At 42.7% G+C, this 21,205-nt stretch carries 19 protein-coding genes; 7 read left to right on the top strand and 12 right to left on the bottom strand.

Going from position 1 to position 21,205, the window contains the following annotated elements:
* Nucleotides 1-169 precede the first annotated feature (169 nt).
* Nucleotides 170-2,260 (top strand): elongation factor G, encoded by a 2,091-nt coding sequence (fusA, locus tag R7Z49_RS12195; protein WP_005386444.1) that lies wholly within the window; start codon nt 170-172, stop codon nt 2,258-2,260.
* Between the two features lie 118 nt (nt 2,261-2,378).
* On the opposite strand, the gene R7Z49_RS12190 is transcribed toward fusA, so the two are convergent.
* On the bottom strand, nt 2,379-3,326 hold the full coding sequence (locus R7Z49_RS12190; RefSeq protein ID WP_054579100.1) for a LysR substrate-binding domain-containing protein: 948 nt from the start codon (nt 3,324-3,326) through the stop codon (nt 2,379-2,381).
* A gap of 97 nt (nt 3,327-3,423) precedes the next feature.
* On the opposite strand from R7Z49_RS12190, the gene R7Z49_RS12185 reads away from it, so the two are divergent.
* Nucleotides 3,424-3,633, top strand: coding sequence for a DUF1127 domain-containing protein (locus R7Z49_RS12185; RefSeq protein ID WP_005380156.1), 210 nt, complete (start codon nt 3,424-3,426; stop codon nt 3,631-3,633).
* A 68-nt stretch (nt 3,634-3,701) separates the two neighbouring features.
* On the opposite strand, the gene R7Z49_RS12180 is transcribed toward R7Z49_RS12185, so the two are convergent.
* The gene (locus R7Z49_RS12180) at nt 3,702-5,393 is read right to left on the bottom strand and encodes an AMP-binding protein (protein ID WP_031779037.1); all 1,692 of its coding nucleotides are present in this window, start codon (nt 5,391-5,393) and stop codon (nt 3,702-3,704) included.
* Nucleotides 5,394-5,869: 476 nt separating this feature from the next.
* Between R7Z49_RS12180 and R7Z49_RS12175 the strand changes: the two genes are divergently transcribed.
* Nucleotides 5,870-6,865 carry a transporter gene (locus R7Z49_RS12175; protein ID WP_005380160.1) on the top strand — a complete coding sequence of 332 codons (996 nt, stop codon included), beginning with the start codon at nt 5,870-5,872 and terminating at the stop codon, nt 6,863-6,865.
* 224 nt (nt 6,866-7,089) lie between these two features.
* Here R7Z49_RS12175 and R7Z49_RS12170 read toward each other — a convergent pair whose 3' ends face one another.
* Genes R7Z49_RS12170 through R7Z49_RS12155 form a run of 4 tightly spaced genes read right to left on the bottom strand, consistent with a single transcriptional unit; the run spans nt 7,090 to nt 9,667 of the window.
* Nucleotides 7,090-7,656 (bottom strand): hypothetical protein, encoded by a 567-nt coding sequence (locus R7Z49_RS12170; RefSeq protein WP_005380163.1) that lies wholly within the window; start codon nt 7,654-7,656, stop codon nt 7,090-7,092.
* Between the two features lie 54 nt (nt 7,657-7,710).
* Complete coding sequence (locus tag R7Z49_RS12165; RefSeq protein WP_005380165.1) at nt 7,711-8,388, bottom strand: C39 family peptidase; 678 nt, start codon at nt 8,386-8,388, stop codon at nt 7,711-7,713.
* 5 nt (nt 8,389-8,393) lie between these two features.
* Nucleotides 8,394-8,717, bottom strand: a complete 324-nt coding sequence (locus R7Z49_RS12160) for a hypothetical protein (RefSeq protein WP_005380167.1) — start codon at nt 8,715-8,717, stop codon at nt 8,394-8,396.
* Between the two features lie 20 nt (nt 8,718-8,737).
* Nucleotides 8,738-9,667: a dentin sialophosphoprotein gene (locus tag R7Z49_RS12155; protein ID WP_186584694.1), complete on the bottom strand. Its 930-nt coding sequence runs from the start codon at nt 9,665-9,667 to the stop codon at nt 8,738-8,740.
* A gap of 568 nt (nt 9,668-10,235) precedes the next feature.
* On the opposite strand from R7Z49_RS12155, the gene R7Z49_RS12150 reads away from it, so the two are divergent.
* Nucleotides 10,236-10,880: a helix-turn-helix transcriptional regulator gene (locus tag R7Z49_RS12150; RefSeq protein ID WP_005380169.1), complete on the top strand. Its 645-nt coding sequence runs from the start codon at nt 10,236-10,238 to the stop codon at nt 10,878-10,880.
* A gap of 123 nt (nt 10,881-11,003) precedes the next feature.
* Here R7Z49_RS12150 and chrA read toward each other — a convergent pair whose 3' ends face one another.
* The gene (gene chrA / locus R7Z49_RS12145; RefSeq protein WP_186584695.1) at nt 11,004-12,143 is read right to left on the bottom strand and encodes a chromate efflux transporter; all 1,140 of its coding nucleotides are present in this window, start codon (nt 12,141-12,143) and stop codon (nt 11,004-11,006) included.
* A gap of 112 nt (nt 12,144-12,255) precedes the next feature.
* Between chrA and R7Z49_RS12140 the strand changes: the two genes are divergently transcribed.
* Nucleotides 12,256-13,173 carry a LysR family transcriptional regulator gene (locus R7Z49_RS12140; RefSeq protein WP_053349839.1) on the top strand — a complete coding sequence of 306 codons (918 nt, stop codon included), beginning with the start codon at nt 12,256-12,258 and terminating at the stop codon, nt 13,171-13,173.
* A 171-nt stretch (nt 13,174-13,344) separates the two neighbouring features.
* On the opposite strand, the gene ebgR is transcribed toward R7Z49_RS12140, so the two are convergent.
* Nucleotides 13,345-14,331: a transcriptional regulator EbgR gene (ebgR, locus tag R7Z49_RS12135; protein WP_186584698.1), complete on the bottom strand. Its 987-nt coding sequence runs from the start codon at nt 14,329-14,331 to the stop codon at nt 13,345-13,347.
* Between the two features lie 420 nt (nt 14,332-14,751).
* On the opposite strand from ebgR, the gene R7Z49_RS12130 reads away from it, so the two are divergent.
* Entirely contained in the window at nt 14,752-15,339 is a 588-nt protein-coding gene (locus tag R7Z49_RS12130) for an outer membrane beta-barrel protein (protein ID WP_017820436.1), read from the top strand.
* A gap of 37 nt (nt 15,340-15,376) precedes the next feature.
* Here the strand turns inward: R7Z49_RS12130 and R7Z49_RS12125 are convergent, their stop codons facing one another.
* Complete coding sequence (locus R7Z49_RS12125; RefSeq protein ID WP_025768214.1) at nt 15,377-15,928, bottom strand: gamma-glutamylcyclotransferase family protein; 552 nt, start codon at nt 15,926-15,928, stop codon at nt 15,377-15,379.
* 182 nt (nt 15,929-16,110) lie between these two features.
* On the opposite strand from R7Z49_RS12125, the gene R7Z49_RS12120 reads away from it, so the two are divergent.
* On the top strand, nt 16,111-17,295 hold the full coding sequence (locus R7Z49_RS12120; RefSeq protein WP_005391701.1) for an NnrS family protein: 1,185 nt from the start codon (nt 16,111-16,113) through the stop codon (nt 17,293-17,295).
* Nucleotides 17,296-17,368: 73 nt separating this feature from the next.
* On the opposite strand, the gene R7Z49_RS12115 is transcribed toward R7Z49_RS12120, so the two are convergent.
* From R7Z49_RS12115 to R7Z49_RS12105, 3 genes are all read right to left on the bottom strand, one after another.
* Nucleotides 17,369-18,322 carry a CorA family divalent cation transporter gene (locus tag R7Z49_RS12115; protein ID WP_318111692.1) on the bottom strand — a complete coding sequence of 318 codons (954 nt, stop codon included), beginning with the start codon at nt 18,320-18,322 and terminating at the stop codon, nt 17,369-17,371.
* Between the two features lie 276 nt (nt 18,323-18,598).
* Complete coding sequence (gene glpD / locus R7Z49_RS12110; RefSeq protein ID WP_054576307.1) at nt 18,599-20,158, bottom strand: glycerol-3-phosphate dehydrogenase; 1,560 nt, start codon at nt 20,156-20,158, stop codon at nt 18,599-18,601.
* A gap of 177 nt (nt 20,159-20,335) precedes the next feature.
* Nucleotides 20,336-21,127: a DeoR/GlpR family transcriptional regulator gene (locus R7Z49_RS12105; RefSeq protein ID WP_186584703.1), complete on the bottom strand. Its 792-nt coding sequence runs from the start codon at nt 21,125-21,127 to the stop codon at nt 20,336-20,338.
* Nucleotides 21,128-21,205: the final 78 nt, after the last annotated feature.

Below are 21,205 nucleotides of genomic sequence, written 5' to 3'. Positions count from 1 at the left end.
CCTCAATAAAATGCGAATAAAGTACATAAATTGCTGTGTTTGACTATGCTTTGGGGACGGAAATTTCACGTTAAAATTTTTTTTCTTCCATCCGCACGCAAGGGTATCAGTATTGACAGAATGTGATATACTCTGCGCGCACTTTATACCTTATTAACAGAGTAAGACAATGACTGATTTATCAAAATACAGAAACATTGGTATTTTTGCTCACGTAGACGCGGGTAAAACTACCTCTACAGAGCGTATCCTAAAGCTAACTGGTAAGATCCATAAGATCGGTGACACTCACGACGGTTCAACTACTACTGACTTCATGGAGCAGGAAGCTGAGCGTGGTATCACAATCCAGTCTGCAGCAACAACTTGTTTCTGGAACGATCACCGTCTAAACATCATCGATACTCCTGGACACGTTGACTTCACTATCGAAGTTTACCGTTCTCTAAAAGTACTTGACGGTGGTATCGGTGTATTCTGTGGTTCTGGTGGTGTTGAGCCTCAGTCAGAAACTAACTGGCGTTACGCTGACGAATCACACGTATCACGTCTGATCTTCGTTAACAAACTAGACCGTATGGGCGCAGATTTCTACAAAGTTGTAGATCAAGTACAGAACGTACTAGGTGCTACACCTCTAGTTATGACTCTACCTATCGGTATCGAAGAAGATTTCGTAGGTGTTGTAGACGTACTAAGCCAACAAGCTTACGTATGGGATGAGTCTGGCCAACCAGAGAACTACGAAGTTCAAGATATTCCAGCAGACATGGTAGAAAAAGCTGCTGAATACCGTGAAATGCTAATCGAAACTGCTCTAGAGCAAGACGAAGATCTAATGATGGCTTACCTAGAAGAAGGCGAAGAGCCATCTCTAGAAGACATCAAACGTTGTATCCGTAAAGGTACTCGTGATCTAGCATTCTTCCCAACTTACTGTGGTTCAGCGTACAAGAACAAAGGTATCCAACTTATTCTTGACGCGGTAATTGATTACCTACCATCTCCAACAGAAGTTGATCCACAGCCTCTAACTGATTCAGAGACTGGTGAGCCAACTGGTGAAGTTGCGACTGTATCTGCAGACGAGCCACTACGTGCTCTTGCATTTAAGATCATGGATGACCGCTTCGGTGCTCTAACCTTTATCCGCATCTACTCTGGTAAGATGAAGAAAGGTGACACAATCCTTAACTCTGCAACTGGTAAAACAGAGCGTATCGGCCGTATGGTTGAGATGCACGCGGACGAGCGTAACGAGATCGATTCAGCACAAGCTGGTGACATCATCGCTGTAGTTGGTATGAAGAACGTTCAAACTGGTCACACTCTATGTGATCCTAAGCACGAATGTACTCTTGAGCCAATGATCTTCCCAGATCCAGTAATCTCTATCGCAGTTAAGCCTAAAGATAAAGGCGGTTCTGAGAAGATGGGTATTGCGATCGGTAAAATGGTTGCAGAAGATCCATCATTCCAAGTTGAGACTGATGAAGATTCAGGCGAAACTATCCTGAAAGGTATGGGTGAACTTCACCTAGACATCAAGGTAGATATCCTTAAGCGTACTTACGGCGTTGAGCTAGAAGTTGGTGCTCCACAGGTTGCTTACCGTGAAACTATCACTCAAGCAATCGAAGATAGCTACACGCACAAGAAACAGTCTGGTGGTTCTGGTCAGTTCGGTAAGATCGATTACCGCATCAAACCAGGTGAGCCAAACTCTGGCTTCACGTTCAAATCAACAGTTGTTGGTGGTAACGTACCTAAAGAATTCTGGCCTGCAGTTGAGAAAGGCTTTGCGTCAATGATGGAGCACGGTGTTCTAGCTGGCTTCCCTACTCTAGACGTTGAAGTTGAACTATTCGACGGTGGTTTCCACGCAGTTGACTCTTCAGCTATCGCTTACGAAATCGCAGCGAAAGGTGCATTCCGTCAGTCTATGCCTAAAGCTGGCGCGCAACTTCTTGAGCCAATCATGAAAGTTGACGTGTTCACTCCAGAAGATCACGTTGGTGACGTAATCGGTGACCTTAACCGTCGTCGTGGTATGATCAAAGACCAACAAGCAGCGTCTACTGGCGTACGTATCAAGGGTGATGTACCTCTATCAGAAATGTTTGGTTACATCGGTACTCTACGTACTATGACTTCTGGTCGTGGTCAGTTCTCTATGGAGTTCTCACACTACGCACCATGTCCAACAAACGTTGCAGAGCAAGTAATTGCTGACGTTAAAGAGCGTAACGCTAAGAAGTAATTCTTAAGTTAACTCTATAACTTGAAAGCCCCGCTTAGTGCGGGGCTTTTTGTATCTAGCAGTCTTATACGCAGAGCGTTTTTGTTTTATTCCTATTTAGCGTTTGTTTTGACGATTGTTATGATGTCGTTCTAGTGCTGTTGCCTTTTAGGTCAATGGTCTTAAAGTCTGGTACCACTGACTTTTCAAATATTTCTATTTCTTCCTTCAACCATTGCGCAAACAATTGAGCTTTAGGTCTTTTTAAGTAGCCTTTTGGCGCACACAAGTAATACGCAAAGTTGGGCTTGATAGCGATATCTCCAATTCGGACCAATTTGCCAGAACGAAAATATTGATGAGCTAAACTGTGTTTTACTAATGCCACGCCTTGAAGTGATAGTGCAGCCTCAAGCACGAGATGTGATCCACTGTATTTTAAGGTAGGCTTTGCTGCGCAGTGACCCAAGGTTGCTAACCACATATTCCAATCAAGATCAGGCCAAACATCTTCAATCAGCTCAGCTTTGCTTAAATCCTCGATGTTATAGATCCCGTGCTCTTTCTGGTACACCGGATGACAAGCTGGATAAAAAGCTTCGTCCATTAGCCATTGTGATTCTAAATTGGGGTACTTTCCTAAACCGTAACGAACACATAAATCTATCTGGCTATCTTGAAAAGACACCAAATCATTGGTTGGTTCTAATAGCAAGGCGATATCAGGGTGACGCTGACGAAAAGCCGTAATTTTCGGGACTAACCAATGATGAGCGAAAGAGGGGAGTGTTGATATCGAAAGGTGGTTCGGGTTTGGATCTTGATTGACTAATCTAACCCCTTGCTGCAAATGAGCAAACCCTCTTTCTGCCTGACTAAACAGTAGCTCTCCCTCAGGTGTGAGCACGATTTTTCTGTGCTGACGAACAAATAGGTCCGTGCCTAAGAACTCTTCTAAATGACGAATTTGCTGACTAATGGCCGCTGGCGTAACAAACAGTTCTTTTGCTGCCGTTTTAAAGCTTCCTTCCTTTGCTGCAACGAAAAAGTAATACAAGCCCTGTAAGGGAGGCATTCGATCTTTCACATTAGTTTTCCTTAACTCTATGGCAGATTCTATCGTTTGAGGATATCAGCGTAGTCGCTGATTATTAAGTGGTCAACATTGTATAGGGATCTTTGAAATGGAAAACATGACACACACTTGTGAGCGTACTATACCTACTGCCCATCAGAGCGGGTTACAGTTAATTTATTCTAAACTGGCGGCTTGGAGAAGGAACTATAAGACACGTCGTCACTTGAGAGAGTTACCAAAGCACCTTTGGGACGATATTGGGTTAGGTGAAAGGGAGATTAGTTGTGAAGTGAGTAAGCCATTCTGGAGAGAGTAGTTTATGAGTTTGATTCAAGCTCAAAGTTAAGTTGCACTCCCCAATGGTGTTGAGGAGTGCAAGCAAAATTACAAGTCTTCTTCCCACACGACCAATTCATCTTTTGGCCAATTGTGGCCTATCTCATGATACTTTTGTTCGAGCACATGACGTTTAATTTTAAGCGTTGGCGTCAGTACGCCATTTTCTATACTCCAAGGTTCTTTAATCATTAACACACCTTTGATTTGCTCATGAGAGGCGAGTTCTTGATTCATCCTGGCAATAACTTTACGTGTGGTACGTGCGTATCGCTCTCGATCAAAGTTAGGGAAGTCATGTGGCACAACCAAAAGAATCGGAGCGGGTAGCCCTAAACCGATGAGACACATCATCTCTACGCGACTGTACTCGAAAAGCTTTTTCTCGATAGGTACCGGAGAGACAAATTTACCTTTGGCGGTTTTGAAGTTATCTTTTTTACGGCCTTGAATCGTTAGATAACCATCTGAATCGATAGCGCCGATATCGCCTGTGTGTAGCCAGCCCTCTGAATCAAAAGACTCTTGGGTGGCAATATCATTTTTGTAGTAGCCAGAAAATAGCCCTTTGCCACGCACCATGATTTCATCATCGGCTGCGATTTTTAACTCAATGCCTGGCCCTGCATTACCGACACTACCAATTTTGTCAGCTCTAAATGGGTAGTTGAGCGTGCTGTAGGCAAATGATTCCGTCATCCCCCAAGCCTCTGTGATATCAAGGCCCACTGAGTGGTACCATTCCAACAGCGCTGGCGAGACAGGTGCAGAGCCACAGCCTAATACTCGAGCCTGATCTAAACCTAGACCATCTGCTAGCTTTTTCTTGATCAAAGAATTGACGAATGGGATTTTCAACAGAATATTGAGCTTCTTCTGTGGAAGTTTGTCTTGAATACGTTGCTGGAATAGCGTCCATAATCGTGGGACGGAGATAAACAGAGTTGGTCGGTGCATCTTCACATCTTCGATAAAAGTGTCCAGTGACTCTGGAAATGCTGTTGGCACGCCACCCATAATCGATGAACCGAAGATATAAACACGCTCTGTAATATGAGCGAGCGGTAAATAAGAGAACAATCGGTCGTTTTCTTGGATACCAATATGATTGATCAGTTGCTGAACAGACCAACTGAATGCGCCGTAAGTTAGCATCGCGCCTTTCGGTAACCCTGATGTGCCTGAGGTATACACCAACGACATTAGCTTGTCATCGTAATGCTGCGGACGCTCTTCACTTGGCACTGCATCAGCAATGAGCGCTTGGTATTCGTGCTTACACTTAGGTGCCGTGTCATAAGGTAGAGCGATGCTAATGAGTTCAGGCATAGCATCAATGACTTGCTGAGTTGCTTTGGGATCATCGAGTTTTCCGCCAATGATCGCTTTACTTTCACTATGAGTCACACAGTATTCGATGGTGTCTGCACCGGCGGTAGGAAAGATTGGCACACTGACATAGTCACCAAGCATCATAGCAAGATCGCAAATAAACCATTCTGCACAGTTTTTAGATACTAACGCAACTTTGTCGCCAGGCTTTACACCAAGCGAGCGTAGTGCGCTGACAAGTTTTAAGGCTTGATCTGCAACATCAGAGAATGTGTACTCAACAAACTGTCGGTTAATAATTTGTTTTAGGTAGACCTCATTTGGACGCTCTTGAGCCCATTTGAGGATCATTTCATTTGGTGGTGGGAGAGCGCAACCAGCAGCGCTATTTAGATTCGGCTGATTCATTTTAAGTGACTCCATGTCTTCTCATTGTATTTATAATTGTTAACGCATTGTTAACTTTAGCATGTTAAATCGCGACACGGGAATGCATTTTGATGAAATATGTGGGGAAGATAGCGTTAGTTATGGTTGAAGTCGGAGCGACTCGATCTAAAAAGCAATGTGATTGATGCTACGCAAAAGAGAACAGGCTTTTCAGCTGTTATGTCATACCGACTTCATACTAAGAGCACAGGTAAGCAATTTATTTTATTAATAATATTGCGAAAACATAGAATCTATCCTAATTATTTATTAACTAGTGGCTTAGTGTTGAAGATAAGTATAAATGTCTCCTAATTTCTTCAAAGCGCCAAACTTAAAGGTATGTCGTGGTTTTGAAGTAGCTATACTAATCTTACTTTGGAAAGTTAGGAGCTTCACCTCAAGCTATTGCCTGAGATTACTTGGGTACGATCATCAGCAAAAGGAAAGATGTGATGTTACGGAAGACTTTACTGGGTACCTATCTTTGTAGTTTATTCATTGCGGGGAATGCATATGGTGCTGAAGGAGATGATATTCCTCAGCGTGCCCAAACGGTTGGTGATGTTATTGAGCGCCCAGGCGTTCTCACACCTAAAGGTAAATGGTCATTTGATTCGTCTTTAAGCTATACACAAAACTCTTCAAACAAAGTATCTGTTGTTGGGTATACAGTCTTACCAACTCTGATTGTTGGGCGAATTGAAGTGAGTGATTCGGATAGGACTACAGTAACCGTTGGATTAACTGCTCGGTACGGTTTAACAAACGCCACAGAGTTAGAAGTTAGAGTGCCGTATGTGTATCGTAATGACCAAGTTTCTACGCGCCCCATTCAAGATGGTTCAAACAGTGAAGTAGTAAACACAACGGTGGATGGCGGAGGGCTTGGTGATGTAGAGTTCGCATTGAGGCACCAGTTTAACTTTGAGTCTGCGCCATACTGGGTAGGTGGCCTTAGAGTAAAGTCGGATACAGGACGATCGCCTTATGATGTTTCTATTGAAGATGGAAGCAACTCATTTAGTGATGTCCCTACAGGTTCGGGTTTTTGGAGTTTTGAGCCTAATTTATCTCTTATTCACCCTGTTGATCCTGCGGTCTTGTTCGCTAGTCTAAGTTATATTTATAACTTAGAGGATACTGTTACAGTTGGCGACACAAAAGCTGATGTTGAACTTGGAGACACTATTTCTCTTTCAGGAGGAATGGGGTTTGCGGTGAATCCTGATCTTTCATTCTCTTTAGGACTTAGCCATAAAACTATTTTAAAAAGCAAAGTAAATGGCAGATCGGCAGATGATGCTAAGTTGCTTCAATTAGATGCATTAACTTTTGGTATAAACTATGCCTTTAGTGAACGCTCATCTATCAATGTTAGTGCTCAAGCTGGTCTTACAGAAGATACTCCCGACTTTCAATTAACAGTACGAGTACCTTTTAATTTGTAAAATGGATATTAGGCCCTTGAGTCTTGGGCCTAATTTATCGTTAGCGCCTAGTGTTCGCATTATAAATTGATTGGATTATATTGGATAAAGTAGGTATATATTCTTAAAATGATGGTGGCCTATTGATATATCTACCTTTCTTTTGGTATGTAATCATAGATATCAGTCGTTTCTAATATCAAAGAAGCTTAACGTGACAATTTTTCAGATAAAAATGGAAATGCTCATTGAAGGTGGTTCAATAAGGCGTCTTCTAATTGTTGGTTTGCTTTGATTTCCCGTATTACCCCATTTACTTGAGCATCAATGTCTACGAGCGTGCTAAGTCCAATAATACTGTTATCTTTCGTGTTTTGAATAATATTGATAATACTTGAATTTATAAAGTCTGAACTTATTATATTAGGATTTTGAGACGAAGGCATTTTGGGTGAATCTATAGAATCATCTCCAATAATATTTCCTTCACCAAATTGTATGATGTTAACAATACCCTGGTTGAAAATATCTCCACTTTGATTTTCACTATTTGCGCTAATGTTTTTTAAATTACCATTTTCAATTACTAAGTTGGCAATGTTTGTGTTCAAAATATCATCGCCATTTATAGTCGTAGTAATGCTTAATCCAATATTAATAATATACTCGTCCGTAATTTGGAAGCCACCTCGATATTCTTCTAAAGATAAATTTGAAAGAGGAGTAAGTTCTTGCAGGCCAACATCTTTAGCATTCACATTAAAATGAGGTATTAGCATACAAAGCACTAACAAAAATTTATTGTAGTTCATAATGTAGGCCTTTCAGGTTGTTAAGTTCTTAAAGTTATTTAAAACAATGTTATATTAATTTTCACCGGAAACTGGGAGAGTAATGCTAAATACCCCTAAGGAATCTCTAGACACTCCTGTTTTTAATGGTGATCTTTGATATACGGTGAAATTATCATTGGTTATAAAGCTAGACCGTCCCATTTCCGCTTCGTTACGGACCAGTAACACAATTCCTTGGTAATATTTTTCAAACTCATCCAGTTTCATTATCATGGTTCCTCTAGAAGGGTCTCCTAGAATAACTGAGTGATTGTTTATACCTCTGATGACAACAAAATGCATATACCCGTCGAAATTAACGAGAGTAATCCCAGGGACGCCGACTTCTTTAATTTTCTCCAGTCCTACTTGAAAGCCGTCAGAACGTAACCCTATGGAATCCAAGTAAAACTTCATATCCAACAAAGAAAAACCTTTCTCTTTGATTTTTTCTTTATCACCTTTTTCAAACATGCTTTTGAAGATATCTTGTTCAGATGACTCTGTTGCATAATGAAAAGTGAGAAGAGAAGCCAGGGCGGCAGAGCCACAGCTGAAGTCATACTGTTGGCGAAAAACATCACCGAACACTATTTCTTTGTAGCTTTTAACAGGAACAGAGTAATGTGCTCGGTAAGGTAGCAGTTCTAATGAAATGGCTGATGCTGAATAAACGAGCATCAGCCAAATTAAGTTATTTAATACTTTCATATTGTTTACTTGAGTGTCAGGTTAACGACGGTAGAGTTCTGGATTAAAACGTTGTTTCCGCTGTTCTGAATTACGTTGGATATACCCGAACTGTCTGCGAACGCTCCACTTGATAGTATATTGTTACCACTCACGGTGTTTGACGCGACATTATCTGACGAAATACCATTGATATCTGATTCTGCATAAACCAAGTCGAGTTCAACATTTTGTCCACCTCTTGATTCATTCATGATATCCAAGCTAACTTCTCCGCCAGATAATGCAATGTCATCAGCGAGTGCAGTGCAGGCAACTATCATACTCAAAGTACAGATTGCCAAACGCATCGCTTTCTCCTACTAGTCGGTTACTCACCCCCAGTAAACACACTTGCATTAGTTGTAACAGATTGTTGTACAAGTGAATTTGAACCAGCATTCTGACCAACGGTAGTAATACCAGCTGCACCACCAAGACCACCAAGGGTGTTCATGTTTTCAACTCGAACTCGAGTATCATCCGCGTTAGTTGCATAAATAACTGATGCACCTGTAACACCACCCATTAGGCTTGAGCTCGCAACAACCATATCTGTATCCATATGGACTTGATTGAAGCTATCAACATTTGTTGAGCTCGAGTCACTTTGATAGTTACTATTGTCGTTAAAGCTGTTCGAGTTTGTTGTGCTTGAATCAGCGTAGCTACGGTTATCACTCTGGTTACGGTTGTCGCTTTGATTACGATTATCGCTGTTATCGTTAAAGCTACTGTTGATACTAGAGTCACTGTTGTCGTTGTTGCTACGTCTTACAGTAGAACTAGAGTCACTGTTGTCGTTGTGGCTTCTATTTGTGTTAGTACTTGAATCACTACTATCACTATTTAGGCTCACATCAAGATCAGCACTGGTACTGTTGTCGTTAGCGTTAGACGTACTATTGTCGTTGTGGCTTTGAGCTGTGTTAGTGCTCGAGTTTGAGTTGTCGCTGTTGTTATTAAAGCTGTCATCAACACCAAGAGTTGCACTGTTGTCAGTGTCGCTGTTGTCGTTGAAGCTATGACCAATACCTAGTGACGCACTATTATCGCTGTTGTCGTTGAAGCTATCACCAACACCGAGAGATGCGCTATTGTCACTGTTATCATTGAAGCTGCCAGATAAACCGATATCGGTATTAGCGCTGTCAGTCCATTGCATGTTGTCGTCTCCATCATCGATCTCATTCGCGATTAGAGAGCCACTAAATAAAATTGCTGACATTGCTAAAGCAAGCCCTGTTTTGTTTAGAGTCATAACGATTACTCCATTTCCTGTTATTCCTGATTAAAAATGACTGCACTTAACTTCTTGCTGCTTCCTTCAAATGTTGTGGGAAGCGATGAAATTATAAGAAAGGATCAGTGAAAGCTGTTCTCATTATTGAGAATAATTCAGGCTGGAAGGGAGTATTTAGGTGCGTCTCTTTAAGGTGTTAAAGAAAAAAATAACATAATCATAATGTTATTTTTTGTATTTACTTTAAGTACTCATCAAGTATGAAATGAAGCCAATATAAAGAAGTAATTCGTTCTATTGCACTGAGCGGAGCAGTCATCCATTTTTTATAAATGGTATTTTATCCAATTATTATCTTTATTATTTAATATTATAAATCATATCCTTATGCTAACACAGGTTGAAAAGTATGGATAAAAATATAACAGGTTCATACTTTTTAAGTCTTTTTCGGTGCTGAAAAGCAATGCGATATCATTCTGAAGTGCTATATTTTCTACTTAAAATGAAGATAAATTCTCTTTGCTATCCCCAATTAATTTTCTAACGGGGGTTGGTGAAACAGGTAAGTTAATGTGGTGGGACTATGGAAAAGAAGCACTTGATACTGCTAGCTGAGAGTAATTTACAAAGTAACTTAATAAAAAAACAGCTGTCTTCCATTCATGATGTCGATGTAAAGATAATGCAACCAGATGAAGTGGTGTTCAGAAGTCACTCACTCAGTATCGATTTGATGTTTATTGATTACGATTTTATGCGTCAGCTTGAAGTACAAGGAAAGTTACCAGATTTTGATCTATTTGGGTGGTCCTTTATGCTTCACAACGTCCCTTGTGAAAAAGTACAAACGGACTTACTGCATTGGAAGTTGTTGAAAGGAATTTTGCTCCGAAGTGCATCAGTGACACATATATGTGATGGCGCGGAATACGTACTGAAAGGTGGGTTGTGGCTACCAAGAATGTACCTAGAGAAGTTAGTCCTCAATTATCGGCATGCAAATTTGTCCGAAGAACAGCAGCATGATGAGTTAACATGCAGAGAAAAACAGATTCTAGAGCTACTTGTGTACGGCATTTCAAATCAACAAATTGCTTCAAGACTTTTTTTATCTGAAAGTACAGTGAAAAGCCATATATACAAGTTGTACAAAAAACTCGATGTCCATTCTCGTCATGATGCAGTTAAGTTGGTAAGAATGAACAATGGCTTAACCGAGAGAAGTTAAGTCATAATTTGTGATGCTCTTTTTATCGGGGTCTGTTCCGTTTTCACTATCTAATCTAAGCAAGGGCACTCGTATTTGAGTGCCCGTGGTTTATCTAGATTCAATAGTTGGCGTATCAGCAGGCTACATCATGCCCGTGACAAGGCCTGCTGCCACAAAAAACACGATCATCCATAGTACCGAAAGGTTGAGCTTTTTGTGTAGATAGAAACCCGCAATCACTAACGCCATGTCGATGGGAGCAACAACTGCGCTGCTAAATACTGGCTGGTAAAGTGCCGCGAGTAGTAACCCTACTACCGAGGCATTTACACCGTTGATGGCGCCGGAGACCAGCGGTTTGCCTGCCAGTGCTTGCCAGTTTTTAAGAACGCCAAGCAGTAGAAGAAACCCTGGGAGGAATACGCCAAGCGTTGCGATCAGCGCGCCTAAAATTGGCGTATCCGAAAGCTCATAACCGATAAAAGTCGCAAAGGTGAACATTGGCCCCGGTACAGCTTGTGCAGCGGCGTAGCCTGTTAAAAATGCATCTTGGCTGAGCTGGTCGCCAACAATGTTTTGCAGAAGCGGCAGAACCACATGACCGCCACCAAACACTAAGCTACCAGCTTGGAAAAAATCACTAAACAGCCCAAGCAAAGGTAAAGTATGAGCCACTAACGGTAAGCCGAGTAAAAGCACCGCAAATAGAGCCAATGGCGCGATAGACGGTTTAAACGGCTCGGCTGATGGCGCGGAGTCTTTCTTCAGATATCGCATTCCGACAAAACTTGCTGCTATCAACACGAACATTTGCGTCATGATGCTTGGTGCTACCAGCAACGCAATCGCAGTCGCGACGCACAAACCCGCGGTCAGTTTACTTTGGCAGAAATTTTTGTACATGCCCCAGGTTGCATCCGCCACGACGACGACTGCGAGCAGTTTTAGGCCGTGAACGATGTTTTGGAACACTGCGGTGTCGGTGATTTGGCTGCTCACCATCGCTAGCGCCAACATGATGATCACTGAAGGAAGAGTGAATCCGACAAATGCTGCGCATGCGCCACCTAAACCGCCGCGTTTATAGCCTAAAGCAAAGCCGACTTGGCTTGAGCCCGGTCCCGGCAAAAACTGACTGAGTGCGACGATTTGCGCGTACTCGCTGTCATCAAGCCATTTCAGTTTCTCAACAAAGGTTTGGCGAAAATAACCAATATGAGCCGCAGGGCCGCCGAAGCTGAACCAACCCAGCCAGAAAAAAGTTTTGAAGATGGTGAACATGTCGAGCCTGTTTATCTAAAAAGCATTGTTGCTAATTTATCGAATGCTATAAAATGACTCAAATTGATAATTTTAATTTCATCTATGAATGAAATGGGATAAGGATATTGGAGTGAAAGAGGACATTCAGTGGCGCAACATTGACTTGAACTTATTGGTGACGTTTTCCTACTTGTATCGCTATCGAAGCGTTAGCGTCGCGGCAGAGAAAAGTTACGTTAGCCAGTCGGCGATGAGTCATAGTTTGTCTCGTTTAAGGTTGTTGTTTGACGACCCGCTTTTTGAGCGAAAAGGGCACAAGATGGAGCCCACCGAGCACGCTCACCACATCGCGCCAACTGTGCATCACTTGTTGGATTCTATCGCCAAAGACTTGCTCACTAAGTCTGCCTTCCAACCTGAAAATTACGCGGGTGTATGTCGCATCGGGTTAACGGATTATGCCGAGTTTATTTTTGCTCCTCGGCTTTATGACGAAATACGCCAGCGCGCCCCAGAGGCGCAGATCAGTTTTATTAACGTCAATCGTAGCAACTACGTGGCACTAACTGAGCATGAAAAGCTCGATGTCATTATTGGCAGCATGCCGGTGTTGGATGACAACTTTGAGAGCTTGTACTTGTACACCGAAAAACACGTGTGCATGTGTGATAAACAGGTATTGCAAGGGGAAACACAGCTGTCTCTGGAAGCGTTCGCGAACATCGAGCAAGCTCTGGTAAGTCCCGATGGGAGCTTAAAGACACAAGTAGACCAAAAGCTCGCAGAACATGGCTTGAGCCGCAAAGTCACCGTGGCGTCGCGCAACTTTCTCACTATTCGGCATCTATTGAAAAAGCGCGATCTCATTGCCATCGTGCCAGAAAAAATGGCGTTGGCGGAGGGCTTTTCGGACGATCTCATTACTGTTAAGCCGCCGATCGCCGTTGCGGATTTTGACATTGCCATGCTGTGGCATTCCAGCCGAAACAATGAAGACAAAGGCATTTGGCTACGCGAGTTGGTTTCTTCGACCATCACCTCTAAATGATAAACATTTGGGGCACTCATGGTGCTTAGAGTGATTTGTTGTTGAACTTCTTACTACCCGCTGAGTTATCGGCGTTACACCGAAACAGTACTGATTGTGCAAAATGAATGTCTTGGGTTAGGGGGGGGATGTTCCAGGTTTAATTCATAAAAGAGATTAATGGAAAAGGTATCATTGAGTTGTACCACGTAGTTTAAGCTCTGTTTGCACGTATACATGAAGAGGGAATAAGCGTCCATCTCGGTATTTTTCCACCAGTAAGTTCACTCCCTGAGTTCCCATCAACTCAGAGTGAATACGAATTGTAGACAACGGCGGAAAGGTAAAGCGAGCAGTAGGAATATCATTCATACTAATCAACGTAATATCCTCTGGTATCTTTAAGCCAAATTCATGGATTGCACGTACTATGCCAATCGCGATGGAGTCTGAATCAATGAATACTGCTTTCGGGAAGTCACCTTTGGCTAGCATCTCTTTCGCTAAGTTATAACCGGACAAACTAGAGCAGGCACAATAGTGTATATCATGTTCTGCGACCACGCCTTTTAGATAGCCATAGTCCAAAAACACATTTTCACGAGTGTCAGCTGCGTCGTGCTTGTCTTGACCGCCAATATAACCGATGCGGCGGTGGCCTCGTTGTACAAAGAAATCAACTACTTGCCTACTGATTCGAATAAGGTCGACATCAACGCAATCATAAGGGCAGGTTGGATCTGAAAAGTTTATGTAGCAAATGCTATCGGCTAGACGTTTAGGTAATTTATCTACTACCTTTTGGTCGACATTTCCGACTAAAAGGACACCTGTTATCTTTTTCGTTTCAACATCAATTTCACTGTTATAGCAATTGGTTAGCGTAATACCTAATTTGTCGCATTGCGTTTCAATCCCATGACGAATTGATAAGTAGTAAGGGTCATTCACCTCTGTTTCTTGTTTGTAGTTATATAAGGCTAAAAAGTGATGTTTTTGCTTAGCTTCTTTGATGCCTTTCTTCGAGCTACTGGTGCGGTACTCCAGTTTTTCTGCAATTTCCAAAATGCGGTATTTGGTTTCTTCTTTAACGCTCAACGTTGGGTCGTTGTTCAAAACCCGCGATACTGTTGCAAGTGAGACGCCTGCTTCAATGGCGATATCTTTTAGCTTTGCCATGTAAATTTCCCGTTGGCACTGCCCAAGTGTGAGCTCAATAATCTGACTATTTTAAACAGCTACTTAGATATGCACAAACCTTTAGTAAGACAGTCCTAAACACTTTAAATCATCATATCAAGCCAAATTGTTTTCATGAAATAGACTCTATTGAGTAATAAATAAAGCCGTAAACGTAAGGATTATATTGCTGTAAAAATACTGAAAAACGCGACTGGTTTGGAAACTTGCTACTTGTGGTAACTCTAGTACTTAATAGGACTCGAGCTGTTTAGAGTTTAATCAAGCAAACGTTTTATTGTTCATGTTTATGTTTTGTGTCTCATTTTATAAACAAATCAATAGGAAAGTATTCAACTCTATTTATAATCTCCGCGCTTTTAAAAGCTGTCTAACAGTATGAAAAATTAGGAAATTATAATGAAAAAAGTATTGCCATTATTGGCTTTAGGTGCAGTGGTTGCTTCAGCATCAGTTCAAGCAAAAGGTAACTGGTATGTTGGTGCTGATTTGGTAAATTCAGATCTTAAAGTTAAAAGCTTGTCAAAAGATCTTTCTGCGACAGGTCTTAGCCTTGCTGTAGGTAAAGAGCTTCAATATTCAGAAAACTTCAAACTAGCTTTTGAAGGTGAGTACATATACTTTGGCGACTTTGAAGAAACATTTTCTTACATGGGGTGGCCGGTTAAATTTAGTGTTGATGCTTCTGCGTTCAATTTCAATGCGAAGCCTAAATACCAATTTGCAGGTACAGGCTTCTATGTTGGTGCGATAGCTGGCCTTGGTGTAATGAGTGTTTCTTATGAAGTGAAATCATCTAGCACTGTTACCGATGATGGTCGTGATGTAGGCTTTAACTACGGTGTTGAGGCTGGTTATGAGTTCGCTTCAGGTTTGGTTGTATCTGGTGGCTACCGTGCTTCTTCGGTAAGTATTGATGCCGAAAACGGTGGCAGCGAAGATTTTGATTTTGACAGCCTGTACGTTGGTGTTGATTACAAGTTTTAAGCTCGCGTAAGCAAACATAGATACTAAAAAGGAGCCGTTAGGCTCCTTTTTTTATTAGATTATCAATCAACTCATAATGGTGATCTTGTACGCCTGCAAGGTTGCCATATTTGGGTTGGTGGCGGTCATTTTCTTTCGCGTGTTGCCAGCCAATGGTGTGACGCACAAAATGCTCTGCAAACGCGTGGGAAACTTCCAAGCAACCTGCCAGTACGGTATCAACATAACTTTGCATGATTGGGCTCTTTTCGCATGGTGGTAGTGGCTCGTCTTTTACGTAAACCCAAATGTCATGTTCTTGGTTAAAACTCGCATCTGTTTCGATTTGATCTGGCTGAAGTTGAATACGATGATAACCTCGCTCACGGCGGTCGAATTCTGCGAGCGCTTCTTCATTTACTTCGAGTAAAACGCCATTAACCTGTCCATCGCCTTGGTTCACCACTAATGGAGAGAGGCTGTAGCTGTCGTCAATCTTCCCCCAGTAGCGAACCAACCCATGTGCTATGACGGGAATGGCTTCTCCCGTTTGTCCGGTTAACTTACGCGACGCAGAATTAATCAAACTGCCATAGCCAAATATGTACATTGTCGTTGCATCCCTTAACTGATAGTTGTGCCTCTCATGTTTATACCTAACCCGCATCTGAAGCACAACTTTACCTCTTAAGTATAATCTTAATTATAAACATGTATTTTTTATACATGTTTATGGTAGCATCAATATGTAGTTGAGTTAACCAGCATCGAGAGACGCTTGAGGGCAAGATAATGCTGAATATCACCGATAAAAAAGTAGAAGAAAAAATCCCCGCATGGCTGCGATTAGGCTTTCGGCCGTTTTTTCTGTTTGGGTCGATTTACGCCATTGTTGCGATTGCGTTGTGGGTGTGGATGTTCCAAGGCGGACAGCCAAACGCATTAGCCGTGCCTGCATTGTGGTGGCACGTACATGAAATGTTGTTCGGTTTTTCGATGGCCATTGTAGTTGGCTTTGTACTGACCGCGGTACAAAACTGGACTGGCATTAATGGTACCAAGCATTACATGCTTCTGGCTTTATTTGGCTTGTGGTTAGTGCCCCGCATATTGCTTTGGACACCAGCACCGTTATGGTTAACCAGCAGTATCGAAGCGGTATTTTTACTGTTTGTCGCCTATGAGGTGGGCATTCGTGTGTATCGAGCCAAAGGTTGGCGTAATTTGTTTTTCGTTCCACTGTTTCTTTTAGCCATCTTTGCGAACTTTGCAAGCTACGCAACGATAAAAGGTATGCCGCCCTTTAGCTCTTCAGCGGTGTGGCAAGCAATGCTGTGGTGGTTTACCTTGCTGTTGTCAGTGATGGGCGGACGTGTGATTCCATTTTTTACTGCGCGTCGATTTAATTTCGAAAAAGCGCAACCATTGGCTTGGTTAGAGTGGTTCGCGAACTTGCCATTGGTAATGCTATTTGTGCTGAGCTTTTTCCCTGTGACGTTTGCAGAACTAGGTAGTCCTTTGATGCTATTTGCAGGTGTTGCTCAGTTGGTGCGTTTTGTTCGCTGGAAACCTTGGTTAACCCTGAGCGAGCCTTTAGTGTGGTCGCTGCATGCTGCGTATTTGTGTTTACCACTAAGCTTAATTTTGCGAGGCGTCTGGGGAGATGCATTTGCCAGCCATAACCTCATTCACCTGTTTGCGATAGGTGCGTTAGGCGGTTTGATTTTAGCGATGATTACACGGGTGACGATGGGACATACTGGTCGCATGATCTACAAAGGGCCAAACATGAGCCTTGCGTTTGCAGCAATTACCGCGGCAGCTTTGGTTCGCAGTTTCGCCGTGATCTTTGATCCAGCGAACATGATACTGTGGATTGATATCAGCGGCGGATTATGGATTGTTGCGTTTGGGCTATTTGTGTGGCGCTTTGGTGTGATGCTTGTGACCCCTCGTGTGGATGGTCACCCCGGATAAGATTCTAATGTGAGTAGAGAAAAGAGGAGCCGCGTGCTCCTCTTTTGGTTTTTGTTCTTTATAGGTTTAGTGTTTATTCGTCTTCGTCGTCCGCTTTATTCGTGAGCCCCAAGCGTTTAAATAGCCACCACTCTAGACCAAAAATGACAATTAAGGCGATGCAGAACCAGGTGAATGCCATGGTGGATTCCACGCCTGGCATTCCACCAACATTGATACCGAGTAAACCTGTTAAGAAGCTGGTTGGTAGAAAAATCGTTGCTACCAAAGTAAACAGGTAACTGTTTTTATTGGTTTTCTCATCACGATGATGTTTGAGCTCTTCTTGGAAAAGCGCCACTTCTCCAAGATAAAACTCAAGTGTTTCATTTATGCGCGTAATATTATTGTGTGCGAAGCGATATTGATGAGGTCTCAAAGCAATCAATTCTGATTCTGACTCCACAAGATCACGGATAGCGTACTGCTGAGGGCGAATAAAACGCTTGATAGAAATCAGTGCTTTTTGAGTCGCCATATGTTTGTACGTCGACTCATCATTCACGTCGAACTGGTTTAGTGTTTCTTCAATCGTATCAAGGTAAATGTCTATTTTACTGTTTAATCCTTCAATGATCTGATGAAGTAAACTGGCAAGACTTTTTGGGCCTTTGTGTTCCGCTAATGCTTGGCGAATCTCCATGATCGCGCGTGATGGAATTTTACGAGTTGAAATGAGTGCGCCTTGAAAGTAGAGAATTCGAATACTAAGCATATCTTCTGGTGATGCATTGCCGTTCATATTGACGCCTCGTAAAATCAACATGAAGTTCTCGTCATCCAAAGGATGGAAAGATGGTCGACTTTCGTCGGCTAATAGATGATCAACCGTAGCTCGAGGTACTTGGTTTTGCTCCAGCCAACCACGAATATCAGGATGCAGCCGTTCGCAATGGTACCAATGCTTAGCTTGAATTTGCTCTGCCGTGGTGGATTGTTGAGTTGCTTCTGGGGTTGAGAAGTCCCAATGTTCAATCATAAAACCCATTTTCTTTTCCTTGTTTGAGCCGATACCAAAATAACCTCAAGATACTTCTTTCGCGAGAATTGCATTGCCATACAGAGGCAATGCTCTGAGTACGGTACTCTGAAGTCATTGATGCATTATTTTTCAAATGAGTATGATTGTATTTAATGCCAAATGTCTATGAATAGTTGTTCTTATTTGCAATCGAGTGGAGCGCACCAAGGTGTTGTGCTTAAACAACAAAACAAAAAGCCTGCAACTAAGCAGGCTTTATTGTGGGGGGAGGGAGGGGAGCTGTTAGCCAACTTGAGAAAGATTAACCACTTTCTGTTGTAGCTTTTTCTTTAAATAGTCCGTTAAGGCCTGTTTTTCTTCCTCGTTCATGTAAAGACCAAGCTTAGTACGGCGCCATAAAATGTCTTCATCGGTCATTGCCATTTCATGGTTCATTAAGTAATCGATCTCACGTTGGTAAACACCACCGGCTTGTGTCGAGAACGTTTGTCCTAAGTCAGCTTCACTTGTTGTACCTTCCATTAAGTTCCACGTTTGGGTACCAAACTGAGTGACATAACGAAGAATCAATGCTTCTGGCGCCCAAGTGTATTTAGCGTGAATTTGTTTAGCTAATTGTTCACGACTACAGCTGAAGTTACCACCAGGAAGGGTTTGGTTGGCCGTCCAGTCGCTTCCCATCTCTGGTAGGAAAGGAGCCAGCTTTTTCATTGCCGCTTCACCCAGCTTACGGTAGGTCGTCAGCTTACCACCAAAGACAGAAAGCAGAGGTGCATGGTCGTATTCCGCATCGAGCTCTAGCGTGTAGTCTCGTGTGATTGCTTGCGGAGAGTCAGATTCATCGTCACATAAAGGACGAACACCGCTGTATGTCCAAACTACATCTTCGCGAGTCAACTGGTGGACAAAGTGTTGGTTTACGATATCAATGAGGTAATCGACTTCGTCATCTGAGATCGACACTTCACGTGGGTCACCTTTGTATTCCACATCTGTTGTACCAATGATTGAGAACTTATCTAAGTAAGGAATCATAAATACGATGCGATTGTCTTTGTTTTGAAGAATGTAGGCTTGCGGTTCGTTGTGGATACGAGGAACAACGATGTGCGAGCCTTTGATTAAGCGAATGTTACGAGGAGAGGCTTGCTCTAATCCATCATCAAAGAACTGTTTTACCCAAGGCCCCGCAGCATTGACTAACGCTTTCGCTTTACGTTCGAAACGTTGGTCTGTCATCACATCGTGAATAGTAACATGCCAGATACCACCTTCACGGTGTGCTTTTTCCACGCGGCAGTAGTTACGCACTTCAGCATGGTTTTCGCGAGCCGCAAGAACGTTCAGTAATACTAAACGTGCATCATCAACCCAACAGTCAGAGTATTCGAAACCCGTTTTCATCTCTGGTTTTAGCAAGCCAGATTTCGCAAGGTTGACGGTTTTACTGCCTTGCAGCGTCGTACGTTTACCCAAGTTATCGTAAAGGAAAAGGCCACAACGAATCATCCAAGCTGGGCGTAGGAATGGGCGATGCGGTAAACGGAAACGCATTGGTAATGCGACGTGTGGTGCTTTACGAAGAATAACCTCACGCTCTGCGAGCGCTTCCGAAACTAAACGAAACTCGTAGTGTTCAAGGTAGCGTAAACCGCCGTGTATCAGTTTAGAACTTGCTGAAGAAGTCGCAGATGCGAAGTCATGTGCTTCATATAAGCCAACACTCAAACCTCGGCCAGCTGCGTCTGCTGCAATACCAGCTCCATTAATGCCGCCACCGATTACGATCAAGTCTAAGGTAGTGGATGAGCTAGTAGTGGAAGCATTATTTTGTATACTCATAAATTTGACCTCTTGGTGAGCGAACGAGCATTTTAGAACATAATGTAATCCTAGCTCAGGTTTCGTTTGTGATCATCTATTATTTTCGTTTGTGAGCGTTTTGTGTGATTTAGACACAAAAAAAACCTCTGTCTAATTAAGACAGAGGTCATTTGAGGGGGAGTTATACGATTGACGTTACTCGTTTTCGGAGTTTGATTCGTTAGCTTCAACCACTTCAAGTGGGATAGAAGCTTCCTTCAAAATTGACAGGATTTCTTCTGGTGGCTGCTTATTGGTAAAGATCATGTTGAGCTGTGCAATATTGCCTAGTTTCACCATAGCATTGCGCCCGAACTTGGTGTGGTCTACGGCAAGAAATACACTACGGCTATTGTCAATGATCGCTTGTTTGACCCGGACTTCGTGGTAATCAAAGTCTAATAGCGAGCCATCGAAGTCGATACCGCTAATGCCGAGAATACCAAAGTCGAGACGGAACTGTTTAACGAAATCGAGGGTAGCCTCGCCAACAATACCGCCGTCTCTGCTGCGGACTTCTCCACCCGCTAAGATGACTTTGATTTCAGGGTTAGGGAAAAGAATGGTCGCAACATTGATGTTGTTGGTGACAACACGCAACTGTTTATGGTTTTTATTGAGCGCTCGCGCAACTGCTTCTGGTGTGGTGCCGATATCGATGAATAGTGTGGCACCATCTGGAATGTGTTTGACTACCACGTCTGCAATGACATCTTTTTCATTGAAGTTGAGCGCTTTACGCGTGTTGTAAGATGTGTTTTCAGAACTGAGAGGAATAGTGGCTCCACCGTGATAACGACGAATTTTGTTGTCATCGGCGAGTTCATTGAGATCGCGTCGGATGGTTTGTGGGCTGACATTGAATCTTTCTACTAACTCATCCGTGCTGACATAGCCTTGTTTTTTCACCAGCTCAACAATCTGCTGGTGTCGAGGTATTTGCTTCACTTACCACTCCCTTGTGCATTGGTAACGGCCAATGCTTCAAATTCGAAGCTCTATTGTGCTCGAATTTGCTCGTTGTGA

The organism is Vibrio sp. 1562 (assembly GCF_033340155.1).
Lineage (GTDB): Bacteria > Pseudomonadota > Gammaproteobacteria > Enterobacterales > Vibrionaceae > Vibrio > Vibrio alginolyticus.
This window is presented reverse-complemented; position numbering and strand designations above follow the sequence as displayed.

Excerpts from the sequence above, each read along its gene's own strand:
- R7Z49_RS12160 (WP_005380167.1), bottom strand. The coding sequence starts at position 8,717 with ATGCGTTTGGCAATCTGTACTTTGAGTATGATAGTTGCCTGCACTGCA.
- R7Z49_RS12180 (WP_031779037.1), bottom strand. The coding sequence starts at position 5,393 with ATGAATCAGCCGAATCTAAATAGCGCTGCTGGTTGCGCTCTCCCACCA.
- fusA (WP_005386444.1), top strand. The coding sequence starts at position 170 with ATGACTGATTTATCAAAATACAGAAACATTGGTATTTTTGCTCACGTA.
- R7Z49_RS12125 (WP_025768214.1), bottom strand. The coding sequence starts at position 15,928 with ATGTACATATTTGGCTATGGCAGTTTGATTAATTCTGCGTCGCGTAAG.
- R7Z49_RS12170 (WP_005380163.1), bottom strand. The coding sequence starts at position 7,656 with ATGAACTACAATAAATTTTTGTTAGTGCTTTGTATGCTAATACCTCAT.
- ebgR (WP_186584698.1), bottom strand. The coding sequence starts at position 14,331 with ATGGCAAAGCTAAAAGATATCGCCATTGAAGCAGGCGTCTCACTTGCA.
- chrA (WP_186584695.1), bottom strand. The coding sequence starts at position 12,143 with ATGTTCACCATCTTCAAAACTTTTTTCTGGCTGGGTTGGTTCAGCTTC.
- R7Z49_RS12150 (WP_005380169.1), top strand. The coding sequence starts at position 10,236 with ATGGAAAAGAAGCACTTGATACTGCTAGCTGAGAGTAATTTACAAAGT.
- R7Z49_RS12120 (WP_005391701.1), top strand. The coding sequence starts at position 16,111 with ATGCTGAATATCACCGATAAAAAAGTAGAAGAAAAAATCCCCGCATGG.
- R7Z49_RS12175 (WP_005380160.1), top strand. The coding sequence starts at position 5,870 with ATGTTACGGAAGACTTTACTGGGTACCTATCTTTGTAGTTTATTCATT.
- R7Z49_RS12130 (WP_017820436.1), top strand. The coding sequence starts at position 14,752 with ATGAAAAAAGTATTGCCATTATTGGCTTTAGGTGCAGTGGTTGCTTCA.
- R7Z49_RS12185 (WP_005380156.1), top strand. The coding sequence starts at position 3,424 with ATGGAAAACATGACACACACTTGTGAGCGTACTATACCTACTGCCCAT.
- R7Z49_RS12115 (WP_318111692.1), bottom strand. The coding sequence starts at position 18,322 with ATGGGTTTTATGATTGAACATTGGGACTTCTCAACCCCAGAAGCAACT.
- R7Z49_RS12155 (WP_186584694.1), bottom strand. The coding sequence starts at position 9,667 with ATGACTCTAAACAAAACAGGGCTTGCTTTAGCAATGTCAGCAATTTTA.
- glpD (WP_054576307.1), bottom strand. The coding sequence starts at position 20,158 with ATGAGTATACAAAATAATGCTTCCACTACTAGCTCATCCACTACCTTA.
- R7Z49_RS12165 (WP_005380165.1), bottom strand. The coding sequence starts at position 8,388 with ATGAAAGTATTAAATAACTTAATTTGGCTGATGCTCGTTTATTCAGCA.